General features: G+C 60.0%; 9 protein-coding genes. 4 read left to right on the forward strand and 5 right to left on the reverse strand.

What is annotated here, in order from left to right:
* The 4 genes from SB753_RS23855 to acnA form a co-directional block, all read left to right on the forward strand.
* Positions 1-366, forward strand: a 366-nt coding sequence (locus SB753_RS23855) for a citrate/2-methylcitrate synthase (protein ID WP_410802137.1), incomplete at its 5' end; no start/stop codon positions are given.
* 104 nt (positions 367-470) lie between these two features.
* On the forward strand, positions 471-980 hold the full coding sequence (locus SB753_RS23860; protein ID WP_020071578.1) for a hypothetical protein: 510 nt from the start codon (positions 471-473) through the stop codon (positions 978-980).
* Positions 981-1,004: 24 nt separating this feature from the next.
* Entirely contained in the window at positions 1,005-2,456 is a 1,452-nt protein-coding gene (locus SB753_RS23865) for a bifunctional 2-methylcitrate dehydratase/aconitate hydratase (protein ID WP_410802139.1), read from the forward strand.
* A gap of 45 nt (positions 2,457-2,501) precedes the next feature.
* The gene (acnA, locus tag SB753_RS23870) at positions 2,502-5,219 is read left to right on the forward strand and encodes an aconitate hydratase AcnA (RefSeq protein ID WP_020071576.1); all 2,718 of its coding nucleotides are present in this window, start codon (positions 2,502-2,504) and stop codon (positions 5,217-5,219) included.
* Positions 5,220-5,328: 109 nt separating this feature from the next.
* On the opposite strand, the gene SB753_RS23875 is transcribed toward acnA, so the two are convergent.
* The 5 genes from SB753_RS23875 to SB753_RS23895 form a co-directional block, all read right to left on the reverse strand.
* Positions 5,329-5,772, reverse strand: a complete 444-nt coding sequence (locus SB753_RS23875) for a hypothetical protein (RefSeq protein WP_310359745.1) — start codon at positions 5,770-5,772, stop codon at positions 5,329-5,331.
* A 548-nt stretch (positions 5,773-6,320) separates the two neighbouring features.
* Entirely contained in the window at positions 6,321-6,716 is a 396-nt protein-coding gene (locus SB753_RS23880) for a hypothetical protein (protein ID WP_088176655.1), read from the reverse strand.
* Positions 6,717-6,728: 12 nt separating this feature from the next.
* Positions 6,729-7,337 carry a response regulator transcription factor gene (locus SB753_RS23885; protein WP_088176654.1) on the reverse strand — a complete coding sequence of 203 codons (609 nt, stop codon included), beginning with the start codon at positions 7,335-7,337 and terminating at the stop codon, positions 6,729-6,731.
* Positions 7,338-7,762: 425 nt separating this feature from the next.
* Positions 7,763-8,863, reverse strand: a complete 1,101-nt coding sequence (locus SB753_RS23890) for an OmpA family protein (RefSeq protein ID WP_410802141.1) — start codon at positions 8,861-8,863, stop codon at positions 7,763-7,765.
* A 98-nt stretch (positions 8,864-8,961) separates the two neighbouring features.
* Positions 8,962-16,926 (reverse strand): YadA-like family protein, encoded by a 7,965-nt coding sequence (locus SB753_RS23895; RefSeq protein ID WP_410802143.1) that lies wholly within the window; start codon positions 16,924-16,926, stop codon positions 8,962-8,964.
* Positions 16,927-17,365: the final 439 nt, after the last annotated feature.

Genomic DNA, 17,365 nt, shown 5'->3' on the forward strand with positions numbered 1-17,365 from the left:
GTGATCGGCTTCGGTCACCCGGTCTACACGATCTCGGACCCGCGCAACAAGGTCATCAAGGAAGTGGCGAAGAAGCTTTCGCAGGAAGCGGGCAACAACAAGCTCTTCGACATCGCGGAAAGACTCGAATCGGTGATGTGGGAAGCGAAGAAGATGTTCCCCAACCTGGACTGGTTCAGCGCCGTGTCGTATCACATGATGGGCGTGCCCACGGCGATGTTCACGCCGCTTTTCGTCATTGCTCGCACGGCCGGGTGGAGCGCGCACATCATCGAGCAGCGGATCGACAACAAGATCATTCGCCCGAGCGCGAATTACACCGGACCTGAGAATTTGAAGTACGTGCCGCTAAATAGGAGAAAATAGCGGTCGCTGTGCGCTTCCAAGGCGCGTGCAGTTCAACCCCGCGGCCGCCAGGACCGGTAGCCCGCGCAATGTTTAACTGAAATTAGATAGAAAGGTTTTCTCCCATGAACAAGCTGTTGATCGCCGCCGTCGTCGGCGCCCTGTCCACCACAATGTTGACCGTCGCGACCGACGCCGCCGCAGAAACGGCGACTGCCGCAAAGCCGGCTGCCAAGAAGGCTGTTGCAAAGCGCCCGCAACCGCGCCGCCTCATCAAGCGTAAGGAAAACCCCGCCAAGGAAGCCAAGGTCGATCCGGTACCGGAAGGCGCGGAAAAGTGGTCGTGCAAGGAAGGTCTGGCCTTCGAACTGAAGGGCGACATGAAGCGTGACCAGATCGTCACGGTTCACTGGGCGAACAAAAACTACAACCTGCCGCGCGAAGCGACCACCACGGGCGCAGACCGTTTCCACGACGCCGCAACCGGTATGGATCTGGTCGTGATCCCGACCAAGGCCATGCTGTTCCAGGACAAGGACAGCTCGCGTCTGGCCGACGAATGCCAAACGGCGGCGATGGCGCAGGGCGCACCGGCCCCGACGCAGTCGAACGCAATCAACAAGCTCGGCAACTAATCACGTCGTCAGGAAAGCTCCCCGATGTCCGCTCCGATTTCCAACGTGCGACCCGATCCGGACAAAGTCCTGGTCGATATCGTCGATTACGTTCTGGATTATCAGATCGACAGCGCGCTCGCGCTGGAAACCGCGCGTCATTGTCTGATCGATACGCTCGGCTGCGGACTCGAGGCGCTTACCTACCCCGCCTGCACCAAGCTGTTGGGACCCATCGTGCCGGGCACGATCGTCCCCAACGGTGCAAAGGTGCCGGGCACGTCGTTTCAGCTCGATCCCGTTCAGGCCGCCTTCAACATTGGGGCCATGATCCGCTGGCTCGACTTCAACGACACCTGGCTCGCCGCCGAATGGGGGCATCCGTCGGATAATCTGGGCGGAATTCTCGCGACAGCCGACTGGCTCTCGCGCACTGCCATCGCAGCCGGCAAAGCGCCGCTTGCGATGAAAGACGTGTTGATCGCAATGATCAAGGCGCACGAAATTCAAGGCTGTATCGCGCTCGAAAACTCCTTCAACAAGGTCGGGCTCGATCATGTATTGCTGGTAAAGCTCGCGTCGACGGCGGTAGTCGGTCAAATGATCGGCCTCACGCGCGACGAGCTGATCAATGCGGTCTCGCAGGCGCTCGTCGACGGGCAAGCGCTGCGCACGTATCGCCACGCGCCGAACACCGGCTCGCGCAAATCGTGGGCCGCGGGCGACGCGACCTCGCGCGCAGTCCGTCTCGCGCTTATTTCGAAGACGGGCGAGATGGGCTATCCGTCGGTGCTGACCGCGAAAACGTGGGGCTTTTACGACGTGCTCTTCAAGGGCAACGAGTTCAAGTTCCAGCGCCCGTACGGTTCCTATGTGATGGAAAACGTGCTGTTCAAGATATCGTTTCCGGCCGAGTTCCACGCGCAAACCGCCGTGGAAGCGGCGATGTCGTTGCATGCGCAGCTTCAGATGCAAGGCAGGCGCGTGGAAGACATCCGCAAGATCACGATCCGCACACACGAAGCCGCGCTACGCATCATCGATAAAAAAGGTCCGCTCGACAATCCGGCCGACCGCGATCATTGCATTCAGTACATGATTGCTGTGCCGCTGATCTTCGGCCGACTGACGGCTGCGGATTACGAAGACGCAGTCGCGCAAGACGCGCGTATCGACGTGCTGCGCGCAAAAATGGCATGTGTAGAAGACCCGCAGTTCACAAAGGATTACCACGATCCCGAAAAGCGTTCGATCGCCAATGCACTGACGATCGAATTCAACGACGGATCAAAGTTCGACGAAGTCGTAGTCGAATACCCGATCGGTCACAAGCGTCGTCGCGAAGACGGAATTCCGTTGCTGGTGGAGAAGTTCAAGACCAACCTCGCGCGCCGCTTCCCGGTCAAGCAACAACTGGCGATTCTCGACATGTCGCTGGATCAGGCACGGCTCGAAGCCATGCCGGTCAATGAGTACGTCGATTTGTACGTCATCTAGTCAAGTTAAGTACTGTAGTTCCGCGATCAAACCAAGGAAAACACCATGGCCCACAACCTCCACAAAACGCTCAAGGAATTCGACAGCGGTTCCGGCAAAGGCAAGTTCTATTCCCTGCCGCAACTCGGCAAGGCACTGAACATCAAGATCGACCGCCTGCCGGTTTCGATCCGAATCGTGCTGGAATCGGTGCTGCGTAACTACGACGGCAAGAAAATCGCCGAAGAACACATCACGCAACTGGCGAACTGGAAGCCGACCGCTCCGCGCGTCGACGAAATCCCGTTCGTCGTGTCGCGTGTCGTGCTGCAGGACTTCACCGGCGTGCCGCTGCTCGCCGACATCGCGGCAATGCGCGGCGTGGCGCAACGCGTGGGCAAGAATCCGAAGTCGATCGAACCGCTGGTCCCGGTCGATCTGGTGGTTGACCACTCGGTGCAGATCGATCACTTCCGCGAAAAGAATGCACTCGACCTGAACATGAAACTGGAATTCCAGCGCAACAACGAGCGCTACCAGTTCATGAAGTGGGGCATGCAGGCATTCGACACGTTCAAGGTCGTGCCGCCGGGCGTCGGCATCGTTCACCAGGTGAACCTCGAATACCTCGCACGCGGCGTGCACAAGAAGGCCGAAGGCGCGGACACCGTGTACTACCCGGATTCGCTGGTCGGCACCGACAGCCACACCACGATGATCAACGGTATCGGCGTAGTGGGCTGGGGCGTGGGCGGTATCGAAGCTGAAGCCGGCATGCTCGGCCAGCCGGTGTACTTCCTGACGCCGGACGTGGTCGGCGTGAACCTGAAGGGCAAGCTGCGCGAAGGCGTGACGGCGACCGACCTGGTGCTGACCATCACCGAACTGCTGCGCAAGGAAAAGGTTGTCGGCAAGTTCGTCGAGTTTTTCGGAGAAGGCACGCGCTCGCTGTCGCTGCCGGACCGCGCGACGATCGGCAACATGGCGCCGGAATACGGCGCGACCATGGGCTTCTTCCCGGTCGACGAAAAAACCATCGACTACTTCAAGGGCACGGGCCGCACGGACGCTGAAATCTCGGCGTTCCAGAACTACTTCAAGGCTCAGAACCTGTTCGGTATTCCGAAGGAAGGCGACATCGACTTCACGAAGGTCGTGACGCTGGATCTCGGCACCGTCGCGCCGTCGCTGGCTGGCCCGAAGCGCCCGCAAGACCGCATCGAAATCGGCAATGTGAAGTCGACCTTCAGCGACCTGTTTTCGAAGCCGGTGGCAGAAAACGGCTTTGCCAAGAAGGAAGCCGATCTCGACGCGCAGTACACCACGAGCAACGGCGTCAACGTGAAGAATGGCGACGTGCTGATCGCCGCCATCACGTCGTGCACGAACACGTCGAACCCGAGCGTGCTGCTGGCCGCCGGCCTGCTCGCGAAGAAAGCTGTCGAAGCCGGCCTCACGGTCGCTCCGCACATCAAGACGTCGCTGGCTCCGGGATCGCGTATCGTCACCGAGTACCTGACGAAAACCGGCCTGCTGCCGTATCTGGACAAACTGGGCTTCACGCTGGCTGCGTACGGTTGCACCACCTGTATCGGCAACGCGGGCGACCTGACGCCGGAACTGAACGAAGCCATTACGAAGAACGACATCGTCGCGGCAGCGGTTCTGTCGGGCAACCGTAACTTCGAAGCGCGTATTCACCCGAACATCCGCGCGAACTTCCTGGCCTCGCCGCCGCTGGTCGTGGCTTACGCTATCGCCGGCAATATCACGCGCGACCTGATGACCGAACCGGTCGGCAAGGGCAAAGGCGGCAAGGACGTGTACCTCGGCGACATCTGGCCGACCAGCGACGAAGTCAACGACCTGCTCAAGTTTGCGCTGGACGCGGACGCGTTCCGCAAGAACTACGCGTCGCTGACCAAGAAGGGCGACCTTTGGAGCAAGATCGAAGGCGAAGAAGGTCAGGTCTACGACTGGCCGAAGTCGACGTACATCGCCGAGCCGCCGTTCTTCGGCAACGATTTCTCGATGACGCCGGCCGACAGCATCGCGGCAGTCAAAAACGCGCGCGCATTGGGCATTTTCGGTGACTCGGTCACGACCGACCACATCAGCCCGGCTGGCTCGATCAAGGAAGACTCGCCGGCAGGCAAGTGGCTGAAGGAAAACGGCGTGCAGAAGGCCGACTTCAACAGCTACGGCTCGCGCCGCGGCAACCACGACGTGATGATGCGCGGCACGTTCGCGAACGTCCGGATCAAGAACCTGATGATCCCGGCGAAGGCAGACGGCTCGCGCGTGGAAGGCGGCCTGACGATTCATCAGCCGAGCGGCGAACAACTGTCGATCTACGACGCAGCGATGAAGTACATCGACGCCGGCACGCCGACCATCGTGTTTGCAGGTGAAGAGTACGGCACCGGTTCGTCGCGTGACTGGGCTGCAAAGGGCACGCAATTGCTGGGCGTGAAGGCTGTGGTCGCACGCAGCTTCGAGCGGATCCACCGTTCGAATCTGGTCGGCATGGGCGTTCTGCCGCTGCAGTTCAAGGGCTCGGATAGCGTGCAGTCGCTCGGCATCACCGGCGAAGAAACGTACGACATCGAAGGCCTCGGCGCAGACTTCAAGCCGCAGCAGGAAGTGACGCTCGTGATTCGCGGCAAGGACGGCAGCGAGAAACGCGTTCCGGTGCTGCTGCGTATCGACACGCCGATCGAAGTGGACTACTACAAGCACGGCGGTATTCTGCCGTTCGTACTGCGTTCGCTGCTGGCCGCTTAAGCATCGCGGCAACGCAAACAGCTTGGCTGTTTTGCAGGGGCTGCGTCCTGTGGAGGGCGCAGCCGACTTTCAAAGCCCGACCTTGGTCGGGCTTTTTTTTCGTCGATTATTACTGTGAGTGGCCCGTCTGGAACGCCGCCGGGTTGTCGGTGATCCGGCGCTGCGTCATGTGCGCATTCCAGTCGATGTCGCCCGGCGCAGGCCCACTTGCACGCACACTGACATTTGCGCGCCGCTGCTGCACAGCCCAATCGCGCAACGCGGCGCGCTCCACGGAATCGTTCGCAGACGATTGCGATGTAGCCGTTCCCGGCTGGCTCGACAGAGACAGGCGCACCGGAGATTCGATAGGACGACTCAACCGTGCATGCTGTTCGATCTCTGCGTCGATTGCGTGACCCACCGCAGTCGATCGACGGAGCTTCGCGACACGGTCAGCCGCGACGGTATGGCGGGACTTGTTCGCTGACCGTTGCGACTCCGCGCGCTGGGACAGGCTTGGCGTCTCGACAGGATGCACGGCATCCGGCGACGCAGCCTTTACTGACGACAACGCGTGCGTAATCGTTGAATGCGTTTCTACTGCTTCTGACGCGGTTTGGGCCAACTCAGGCCGAACATTCGCTAACGGATTTACTATGACGGGGCCGGCTTGTATCGCCGCGGTAGACGGTCTCGCCGCCGGTTCAAAGCTGCCGGCGACTTCGTGTGTGGAACATGTCGCGAGTAGCCAAGCGAGCGCTATGCTGCAACTCACGAAGATGGCCGCGCTCAGAATATGGTCCGACCGTGACGACCTCGGCCGTGTGTGATCTGCCTGGAGGTAACGTTTCGCTTCAGCCAATTGTTCATCGAACCGATGCGAATCGTCTCGCCGCTGTGGCAGCTTGTAGAGGAACAGAATTCTTGGGTTCTGCGGAATTCGACCGCGATGGTTCGCAGATGCTGCATATCGCGGCACGCCCGGGATCGCCGCTTGAGGCGCGCGTTGCTGTCTGTGCGACGTCGACCGCCGCCACGATCCGAAAGGCGGAGGCAGACCCGACAGCGGGCGTGCACTGGGAAGCGCCAGAGCGCCCTGTATCAACGCCAGCGGCCTATTCATGATGATGTGTTCCGGTGTGGATAAGACGCTGCTTCCAGTTGCGCGATCAAAGTCCTTCCACGCGCTATGAGTGCGTCAATGGAGCCGGCACTGCGCTCAGACGGCGCGGTACTCGCGTGCCGCAGTGCGTGCATTAAGTGCTGTGCGCCCACGAGACCCACCGCGCCACTCACTCTGTGCAGCAAGGCCGGCAATTGCGCCGATTCGAGTTCGCAACGTAGGTCGCTGAGGCGGCCGAGATCGTCACGCATCGCTCGACACCAGCCGTTCAGAAACGCGTTGAGGTCGACGCCTTCGGTTGCGAGCGCGTCGAGATAGCCGGGATCAAAAGGCTCCGTCGGCTCAGAAAGCTCGACGGGCTCGAAAGCACAGTTGAAATTCGTCTTATCCATACCGCAAAAAATCTAGTCGACCAGCTTGTGCAACGATGCGAACTCAATCAATGCCGCCAGCGACGACAGCCCAAGTTTCTCCTGAATGCGGCCCTTGTAGGTGCTCACTGTTTTGTCGCTCAGGAATAGGCGGCTGGCAATATCGCGATTACTCGCACCGCGAGCAAGGTGCTGCAATACTTCCACTTCGCGCACCGACAATGCGCTCAACGGATTCTCCGGCATAGAGCCAGTAGCATCAGCCGGAAAACAGTCGTAGCCGAACAGAATAGTCTTAAGCGCCGTGATCAACTCGCTCATTTGACGGCCCTTACCTACATAGCCATTGGCACCAGCGGCTCGCATATATGCAGCCATCACATCTTCCGGCTTCGCCGAAAGAACCAGAATGCAGATCTTCAGATTTTCTTCGCGAATGCGCCGGATGATAGATAGTCCGTCGAGTCTAGGCAGGTCGAGATCAATAATCACGAGATCTGGCTTTTCTTTCAGGACCATCTGCAGGCCCTCTTCTCCGTCACCGCACTCTCCCACCACCTCAAGTTCCGGGTCGGCGCGCAGTACGCTGGCTATCGTTCCACGAATTATTGGGTGATCGTCAATGATCGCAATTCTTTTCATTTTCAGCTCCGTTTATTTTCTTATTAATCAAGGGGCGCAAAATAAAACAGAGATAGCGCAGCGAAACTCACATTGATTTTAACAATGCCTTGCGAACATGTTTCCACAGCGTGAAGCGATAGCTCTGCAATATGCTTGGGACATTTCCTAAACGAGTAGTGGAAATTTCGCGCTCCGCGGAGATCAGCAAGCCAGACCGCGGATTACCGCGGCAGCCCGGTCCCGCGTTAGTAATCTGCAACCTCTTGCAGGAAAGATGTAGCCGTCGCCGAGAGTGAACACACGTCGGCACAGCGCAGAACTGCGTGTGCAGGCTGAAACCGGCGGCGAGCGGATCGGGACGGAGCGCGAACTCTGCGCCCCTGATACTTATCGCAGCTGCGTGAAAAGGAATGGCCACATCGCCGGACGGGCCATTCCTGGTTTCACTGTTCCTGCTGGTTTTGCATCTGTGTGCTTTTTGACAGCACGGGATTCTGTGCGTCACCGCGCGCGAATTCCAGTTCGACGCGACGGTTCGGTGCAAGGCAGTCGATCAGAGCCTCGCGGTTGCGCTCGCTACACTCAACTACGGGATTTTCCTTGCCGCGGCCGCGCGAGCCTATCGGTACAGTGACGCCGCCGGTTTGCAAATAACGCTTCACGGTCTCTGCGCGCTTCGCAGACAGTTGACGGTTGTAGCTGTCACTACCCAGGCGGTCGGTATAACCCTCGATCCTGATGCCGGTCACGTCGTCGGCCTGCTTCAAATCGCGGACAAGCTGGTCGAGTTTCGCCTTGCCGGCGGGCTGCATGCCGCCCGAATCACTCCTGTCGAACTTGAACGTCGCGTCAGCTTGCAACGTCATCTTCTTGAGCATGACCGGCATCGGCGCGGCGGCCGTCGGCGGGGTGCAGGCTGCGAGCGCGGCGCCCATACCCGGCAGTCCTTTCTCTACACCATCTACCAGCCGCTGACTCTGATCGAAGTTTCTTGTCCAGGCCTCGTGGCCGGCATGAATCATCTCGACCTCGGAACACGCCGTCAAACGCTGCGCTTCCTGGCATTGTGGGAACAGCGGCGAGGTCTTCACCTCAAGAATCCGCTTCCACAGGTCGGGGCGGATAACTGAAGCGGTCCGCAACTCAGGATTGTCGACAGACAGGCCTTGACCGCTCTCGAGCGCGGTAGTGAGGCGATTGGCCTGAACTAGTGCTTCCTCGATAAAACCCCAGTTATCCCGGCTGTATCGCTCGGCGCTTGCGGCGTTCAGCCAGCACTGCGCCTTGTCGCCGAAGTAATTCTTTTTTTGCTCGCCGAGCGCTTGCAAGCGGCGTTGGACGGCATCCATCAGTGCATTGTTCTTGATGCCGCCATATGTCTCGATCCACTGCGGCGTTGCAGCCCCGGCAGCCTGACTTTGCGTGGTGCTGAAGCCGTCCTGCAGGACTGTGGGATCCTGAATCTGCAACCGGTCGCGAGTCGCAGATGACGAGCAGCCGGCGAGCATCGCGGCAAACGCGATGGCAATTAAAGAGTACTTCATGTCTGTTTTCTCATGGAAAGAGGGGCCGCACGGAAACTTCCCGTGCGACCCCGACAGCTAACGTCTCAAGCTTCTATTGAAGGCCTTACGGCCATTGCTTAGTTGCCGAGGACGATGCCGATACCAGCGCGAACGATGGTGCTATTGCCGCCCGAGGTGGACACGCCAAGGTTGTAGTTGACGGTGCCCTTCTCGTTCCAGCGGGACACGCCCAGACCGACGGCCTGGTAGCCACGGTAGTTCGCGACACCCGCGTTCAGCGTGGTGCGACCCGGCAGGTACGGCGTGACGATGTTCAGCGCCGATGCCGCAGCAATACCCTTGGCAGCACTCCGGTCAACGTTGTTGATCGTATTGCTCATGTTGCCCATGGCATTGTTCAACTGGCCCACGTTGACGGCGTCGGTTGCCTGAGTGCCCGCCGCGACGTTGGTGATCTGACGCTCGGCTCCGGTGGAACCCACCGATACCGTGTTGTCGCGATCCGTTGTCGAGTTGGCACCGAGAGCAACCGCGTTGGCATTGGTAGCAGAAGCACCGGAACCCATGGCGACCGAGCTGTCACCCGTCGTCTTGGTGTTCTTGCCAATTGCAATCGATTCGCTACCCGACGCAACGGCACCGTTACCGATTGCGATCGAATCCGTCCCGGAAGCAACCGCAGCAGTGCCATTGGAGCCGGGGTTGTTGATGTTGACGTAGGTCGAACCGGTATCCGAAATATTCTTCACCGTGTTTTCCAAGGCAGAGAACTGGCCGTAGCTGACAGCGTCGGTTGCGTTCTTGCCGTCAGCCACATTGGTCAGCGTGACCGGCGTAGCCGAACCTGCGCCACCCAACGTCACCTGAGTCCTGGAAGCATCGTCGTACGAGACGGCGTTCGTCGCGTTACCCCCGCCGCCCGTCTTCTGATCGACGTACGTCTGCATCTGGTTGACGTTGACCGCATCAGTACCGTCGGTACCGGCAGCTACGTTCTTCAACTGGGTCGGCGCGCCGCCCGCGTTAAAGGTCACCGTAGCCTTCGTAGCATTGTCGTATGCGACGAACGAGTTCGTCACGTTGCCCGTCGGGTCTACGTTCAAGCCAGCCGCCTTCAGTTGCTTGAGGTTGACTGCCTGGTCATCGCTCATGGCGTCGGCGACGTTTGCCAGCGTCACCGGGATGGTGGAACCGACACCACCCAAGGTCAGCTTGTCATGCGCCGACGAGTCGTACACCACACCGTTCACCGACCCAGTAGCCGCCTTAGCGTTCACCGCCGTCAGCGCTGCGCCGACATCGGTAAACGTTTGGCCGTCCAGCGAATAAGCCGGCTTGGAGATCGCACCGTTCGCCGTCACCGACGAACTGCCGCCCAGCGCGGCTGCCGTGCTGCTCATCGCGCCATACAGCTGCGAGCCGTTGATTGCCTGGGTGCTGCTTGACGACACCTGGCCCGAGCCGACGTTCGAAAGAATCACCGGCGTGGTGGAACCGCCAAGACCGAACGTCACCTTGGTCCTACTCGTATCGTCGTATGCGACGAACGCGTTCGTCACGTTGCCGCTCGTGCCGATGGTCGCGCCCATTGCCTTCAGCTGCGCGACGTTGACTGCGTCGTTGTTAGCCACGCCATCAGAGACGTTCGACACCTTCACCGGCGAACCGGTGACGCCGAGTGTCACCGACGTGTGTGCAGAAGTGTCATACAGCACAGCATTAGGCGAGCCCGTGCCGTTGGCCGATGCGATCGCGATCAATGCCGCACCTACGTCGCTGTATGTCCCGCCGTTGAGCTGATAGCTTGGCTTCGTGACCGTGCCGTTCGCCGATACCGACGAGCCGCCGCCCAGCGCGGCAGCAGTGCTGCTCATCGCACCATAGAGCTGCGAACCGTTGATTGCCTGCGTGCTGGTCGACGTCACGAGGCCGGCGCCGACGTTTGCGAGAACGACTGGGGTCGTCGAGGCAGTACCACCGAACGTCACCTGGTTCTTGCTCGTACTGTCGTACGCAACAAATGCATTCGTGACGTTGCCACTCGTGCCGATGGTTGCGCCCATTGCCTTCAGCTGCTCGACGTTCACAGCGTCGTTGTTGGCCACACCATCTGCCACGTTTGACACGGTTACAGGCGCGCCTGCGGAGTTCAACGTCACCTTGGTGTGCAGTGACGTGTCATAGACCACCGCGTTAGGTGCGCCGCCGCCAGCAACAGCTGCGATAGCAGTATTCATCTGGGCCAGGTTCACCGCGTCGGTATTTTTCGTACCAGGAGCGACGTTGATGATCTGACTCTGTTGTGTGCTGCTACCAACCGAAACAGCGTTTGCACGGTCTGCAACTGCGTTGTAGCCGATTGCGACAGCGTTCGCGGCGCTAGCCGAGGAACCGGTGCCCATTGCCACGCCGTTAGTGGCTGATGGGGCAACGAATGTGTTATAGCCTATCGCTACAGAATTGGAGCCTGACGCGCTGGCAGCCGCGCCCAACGCCAATCCGTCCACTCCCGACACGTAGCTGTTGTAGCCGATCGCCACTGAATTATCGACGTGGGCCGCAATCGTTGCACCCGCGCCGATCGCTGTCGAGAAGTCAGACGCGATCTGTGCTCTTGCTCCGATCGCGGTAGATTCACTGGCGCCAGCGATAGAACCTGCGCCAAGTGCGAGGGCGTCGACGCCCGCAGCGGATGCCACGGGGCCTATCGCCATTGCGTTCATATCGGTGGAGGCGCTCGTGTTGGCGCCAGTGGTGACATTGCTGCTCACGGCAATGTAACTTGTCACCGGAACAGCAGCGCCCAGCAACATCGACCTCAGACCAGTACTTTGCTGCGTAGCTTGCACGAGCTGCGTTTGCAATGCGGCCAACTGACCGACCGTGGCCGCGTCAGTCGTAGCAACACCGTTTGCTACATGCGTGATGCGCATTTCAGCGCCGCGACTGCCCACGGAGACCGTATTGGCAGCGTCCGTAACAGCGTTGACACCGATCGCCGTCGAGTTTGCAAACTTGGCGCTTGCACCCGTACCAATTGCCAGCGCGGAGTTGCCGGTGGCCATTGCACTGCCGCCGATAGCGATAGCTTCTTGACCGCTTGCCTGCGCGGCCGACTGCGTGGAAACAACCTTCACATACTTGAGGTTGCTGGCGTAGTTTTCATTGATGCTTGCAAGCTGACCATCGATCGCGCCAAATGCCGAGCCAGCATCGTTGTATGTCGTGCCGCTGATCAAGTAGCCCGGCGCCGAGATCGTGCCGTCCTTACTGACCGCCGCTCCGCCACCCAGCGCTTGCGCGACACTGCTGGCCGTACTGTACAACTGCGAGCCATTCACAGCTTCGCGGCTAGACGCGTTGATCTGCCCAGCTGCGAGATTCGTAAGCACTACCGCCGTGGAGGAACCCACGCCGCCCAGCGTCACCTTGCTCTTCGTCGTGTCGTCATAGGCAACGAACGCGTTCGTTACCACGCCGCTGCTGTTGAACGTGCCACCCATCGCCTGCAGCTGCGCAACGTTGACTGCGTCGCTCGTCGCCACGCCGTTTGCCACGTTCGTCAGCGTCACCGCCTTCGTCGAACCCGTGCCGCCCAGCGTCACCTTGCTCTTCGTCGTATCGTCAGAGGCAACGAATGCGTTCGTTACAACGCCGCTGCTGTTGAATGTGCCGCCCATTGCCTGCAACTGCGCAACGTTGACCGCGTCGCTCGTCGCCACGCCGTTTGCCACGTTCGTCAGCGTCACCGCCTTCGTCGAGCCCGCGCCGCCCAGCGTCACCTTGCTCTTCGTCGTGTCGTCATAGGCAACGAATGCGTTCGTTACCACGCCGCTGCTGTTGAACGTGCCGCCCATCGCCTGCAGCTGCGCAACGTTAACTGCGTCACTCGTCGCCACGCCGTTTGCCACGTTCGTCAGCGTCACCGCCTTCGTCGAGCCCGCGCCGCCCAGCGTCACCTTGCTCTTCGTCGTGTCGTCATAGGCAACGAATGCGTTCGTTACCACGCCGCTGCTGTTGAACGTGCCGCCCATCGCCTGCAGCTGCTGCACGTTCACCGCATCAGTGCCGTTCGTACCGTTCGCCACGTTGATGATCTGACGTTCCGATCCGGCTGCGCCAACCGACACCGCGTTCGCGCGGCTGGCCACCGAGTTCGAACCCAACGCAACCGAATTGCTTGCCGACGCGCTCGCTGCACCGCCAATCGCCACCGAGTTCGTACCGGTCGCCGATGAGTCCGCGAGCGTCGAGTTCGTGTGGAAATACTTGATGCCGCCACCGTTGACGATGTTGTTGACCGTATTGGTCACGTTCACCACGTCTCCGGCCACGTTTGCAACGTTCGCATTCGTCTGATACAGCTGGCTACCGTTGACTGCTTCCATGCTGATCGCCGTGACAGCGGCGGCCTTCAAGTTCGTGATCGTCGTGCCGCCCGTGCCCTTCAGCGTGACCTTACCGCTGGTCGTGTCGTCATAGGCAACGAAAGCGTTCGTCACCACGCCGCTGCTGTTGAACGTGCCGCCCATCGCCTGCAACTGCGCAACGTTGACCGCGTCGCTCGTTGCCACGCCGTTTGCGACGTTTGTCAGCGTCACCGCCTTCGTCGAACCCGCGCCGCCCAATGTCACCTTGCTCTTGGTCGTGTCGTCATAGGCAACGAATGCGTTCGTGACCACGCCGCTACTGTTGAACGTGCCACCCATCGCCTGCAACTGCGCAACGTTAACTGCATCGCTCGTCGCCACGCCGTTTGCCACGTTGGTCAGCGTCACCGCCTTCGTCGAGCCGGCGCCGCCCAATGTCACCTTGCTCTTCGTCGTGTCGTCATAGGCAACGAATGCGTTAGTTACCACGCCGCTGCTGTTGAACGTGCCACCCATTGCCTGCAACTGCGCAACGTTGACCGCGTCGCTTGCCGCCACGCCGTTTGCGACGTTGGTTAGGGCCACTGCTGTCGATGCACCCACACCGCCCAATGTCACCTTGGTGCGCGACGTCGTATCGTATTGCACTCCGTTCGAAGTGCCGTTCGAGACAGCCGCGATCGCTGAACCAACGTCGGTGTACGTTTGGCCGCCAATCGTGAAGCTAGGCTTTTTGATCGTGCCATCGGAATTGACTGCCGCGCCGCCTCCGATCGCGGAGGTCACGCCGGACAACTGGGTGACGTTCACTGCGTCAGTGCCGCTCGTGCCCGCGGCAACGTTGATGATCTGACTCTTTTGCAAGCTGCTGCCAACCGAAACCGCGTTCGCACGATCCGCGATGGAGTTATAGCCGATCGCGACGCCGTTTACCGCCGACACTGACGCGTTCATGCCTAGCGCCATACCGTTTGTGGCAGACGGGTTGACGAACGTGTTATAGCCGATCGCGACGGAACCAGCGCCTGAAGCGCTGGCATACGAGCCCATCCCCATCGCCCCGATGCCGCGTGCGTAGCTGTTATAGCCGATTGCCACCGAATTGTCCGACAGCGCGCCGACCGTTGCGCCGGTGCCGACCGCCGTGGAGTTGACGGACGCAATCTGTGCGCGCGTTCCGACCGCCGTCGCCCCATCGGCGCCAGCAATGGAGCCCGCGCCAACCGCAAGGGCGTCGATCCCCGCTGCCGATGCCACCGGGCCAATCGCCATTGCGTTCAGATCGGACGACGCGGAGGTATTGGAACCCGTGGTGACATTCGCGCTAACAGCGATGTAGTTTGTCACAGGAACTGTGGCGCCCAGCAGCGTCGACTTCAAGCCTCCGCTTTGCCGCTGGGCCTGCAGCAGCTGCGTTTGCAATGCGGACAACTGAGCAACCGTGGCCGCGTCCGTACCATCTATACCGTTGGCCACGTGCGTGATGCGCGTTTCAGCGCCTCGACTGCCAACGGAAACCGTGTTTGCAGCGTCCGTGACAGCGTTGACACCGATCGCCGTCGAATTCGCGAACTTGGCGCTCGCGCCCGAACCAATTGCCACTGAAGAACTGCCGGTTGCCATTGCACTGCCGCCGATGGCAATGGATTCCGCTCCAGTCGCCTGCGCCGCTCTGGCACCCGAAACAACCTTAATGTACTGGGAGGCGTTGACCAAATCCCCAGTAGTCGTACTGAGCGCATTGAGCGCGTCGCCAACGTTGCTGTACGTTGTCTCGCTAATAGCGTAGGCCGGCGCAGTGATCGTGCCGTCGTTCTTCACAGTCACGCCACCGCCCAGCGCGTTCGCCACGCTGCTCGCCGCGTTGTACAACTGCGAGCCATTCACCGCATCTTTACTGCCCGAAATAACCTGACCGGCCGCCACGTTTGTCAAGCCGACCGCCGTCGTGGCAGCCGTGCCACCAAGCGTAAGCTTCGTGTGCGCCGATGAGTCGTACACCACTGCGTCCGGCGAACCACCGCCCGCGGCGGCGTTGATCGCAGCGGTCATCTGGCCGAGGTTCACTGCGTCATTGTTCTGCGTACCAGCGGCAACGTTGATAATTTGGCGCTGGGTCGTTGACGAACCGATCGACACCGCATTGGCGCGATCGGCCAACGAATTGGAGCCGATGGCCACGGAATTGTCCGCCGATGCGATGGCCTGGCCGCCGATCGCCACCGATTCCGCCCCGATGACCGACGAATCGGCCAGCGTCGAATTCGTGTGGAAATACTTGACGCCGTGGTTATAGATGTTAATCACGGCACTGGTCACGTTGTTCGCCAGAGCATTCAAGTTCTGGTTGGTCGTGTACAACTGACCGCCGTTGACGGCCTCAGTGCTCGTGTCCGAGGAAATGTCGCCGGCAGCCACGTTCCTCAGCTTGACAGCCGCCGTTTGCGTTGTACCGCCAAGCGTGACTATGTCGCGAGCCGACGAGTCGTATGCAACGACGAGCGGATTGCCCGCGATGCCATTGTTTACGATGTTATTGACTACATTGGTTACGTTGGCCAGATTGCCTGCGACGTTGGCAACGTTATTTGCAACGTTCGTAACGTTCTGGTTCGTCTGGTACAGCTGCGAGCCGTTAACCGCGTCCGTGCTCCAGCCCGATGAAATGTCGCCAGCCGTCAGGTTCGTGATCTTCGTACCCTTCGTGCCTTTGAGCGTAATCAGGGCAGCTGCCGAGCTGTCATAGACGACGGCATTATCCGCAAGCCCGCCTCCTCCGCCGTTGACACTTGCGATAGCGGCGTTCAACTGGTTGACGTTGACGGCGTCAGTGCCCGCAGCGCCTGCGGTCACGTTCGTGATCTGTCTCGTGTACTGCGATACACCGTCTGCGGACAAATAACCGACGGACACTGAGTCGCTGCGGCTGGCAACGGAACCCGCACCTAGTGCGACGGAGTTCGACGCCAGTGCGACGGTGTTTGCACCGTATGCACTCGAGTGGCTACCAAGCGCTATTGCATACGGCCCGGAAGCGACCGAACTCGCCCCTGTTGCCAGCGCACTGCTAGCCGGCTCGGACGACGGAGAGTTCGCCTGAAAATACCGGGTGTATTGATAGAGCTGCGCGCCGTTAATCGCATCTGAACTGCCCGATGACACATTGCCCGCTGCCAGGCCGGTAATCTTGTTACCGCTCATGTTCATGGTATTGAGCACGGAGATGCCACCTTGCCCGACGAGTTCCAGGCGACCATCCGCATACCCGGTGACACGAGCGGTGATGGCATTGTCAGCGTAGCCCCACGCGCCGTTGTCGGCCGCCCCGTTATTCAAGGAGAAGGACATCCCTTCATTCCCGGTCCCGATAGGACTACAGGACATCATGCCGACGGTGCTGGATAGCGGCCCCCAAGCCGAGCCCATTCCATCCGTTCCCATCTGCCCAGGGCACAGCTCAAGACCGCCGCTCCCCGTGGTCGCCTGTGCCGCCGCCGTACCCGGCAACATGGACATACCCATTGCGCCGATTGCCATGGCAATCGGCATGAATGCAGCCTGCAACGCGATTGCCGGGCGACTCTCGACACCGGCATCAGCCGGGATGGTAGTGGACGAAGCTGTCGCACGCCCGCGCGCCTTCGCAGTCTCGGGCGCAGCCACCCATGTTCTGGTAACGTCGTTCCAGACGCTGATATACGACTTATTCATAAATTCCCTAGATAGAGGGCAAGCCCCGCTTGCAGTTCGATTTGAGAAACCGTGCGCACACGCTCCCCGCAAAAAAACCGACCGGCACTTTTAAAGCTCGATACAAAGTTTTCGCGCATCGCGAATCTAACTTTGGGCTCTATCTTTAAAAATCAGGAAACACGAAAAACGCGTAGGAATTTTCTGCATTAATACTCGGATAATCCATAGGCCGCGAAGACCGTCCATTCAGCTTGCACGGACGACCGTGCTCACCGAAGATCCGCAGGTCATACAGTGCGACGCGAAGCACTGCAGCTGCGCTGCCAGCCGTGCCGCACCGAGCAGCGGAACGACCATTTCTGACAAAACCGAAAGATGGTCTGCGCTTATTCGCGGCGCAAATAGAGGAATTACGTTGTCGAGATTGGGAAATTTCACCCATTCATATGCAACTCAC

Origin of the sequence: Paraburkholderia sp. SIMBA_053 (genome assembly GCF_046534895.1) — a bacterium.
Lineage (GTDB): Bacteria > Pseudomonadota > Gammaproteobacteria > Burkholderiales > Burkholderiaceae > Paraburkholderia > Paraburkholderia caledonica.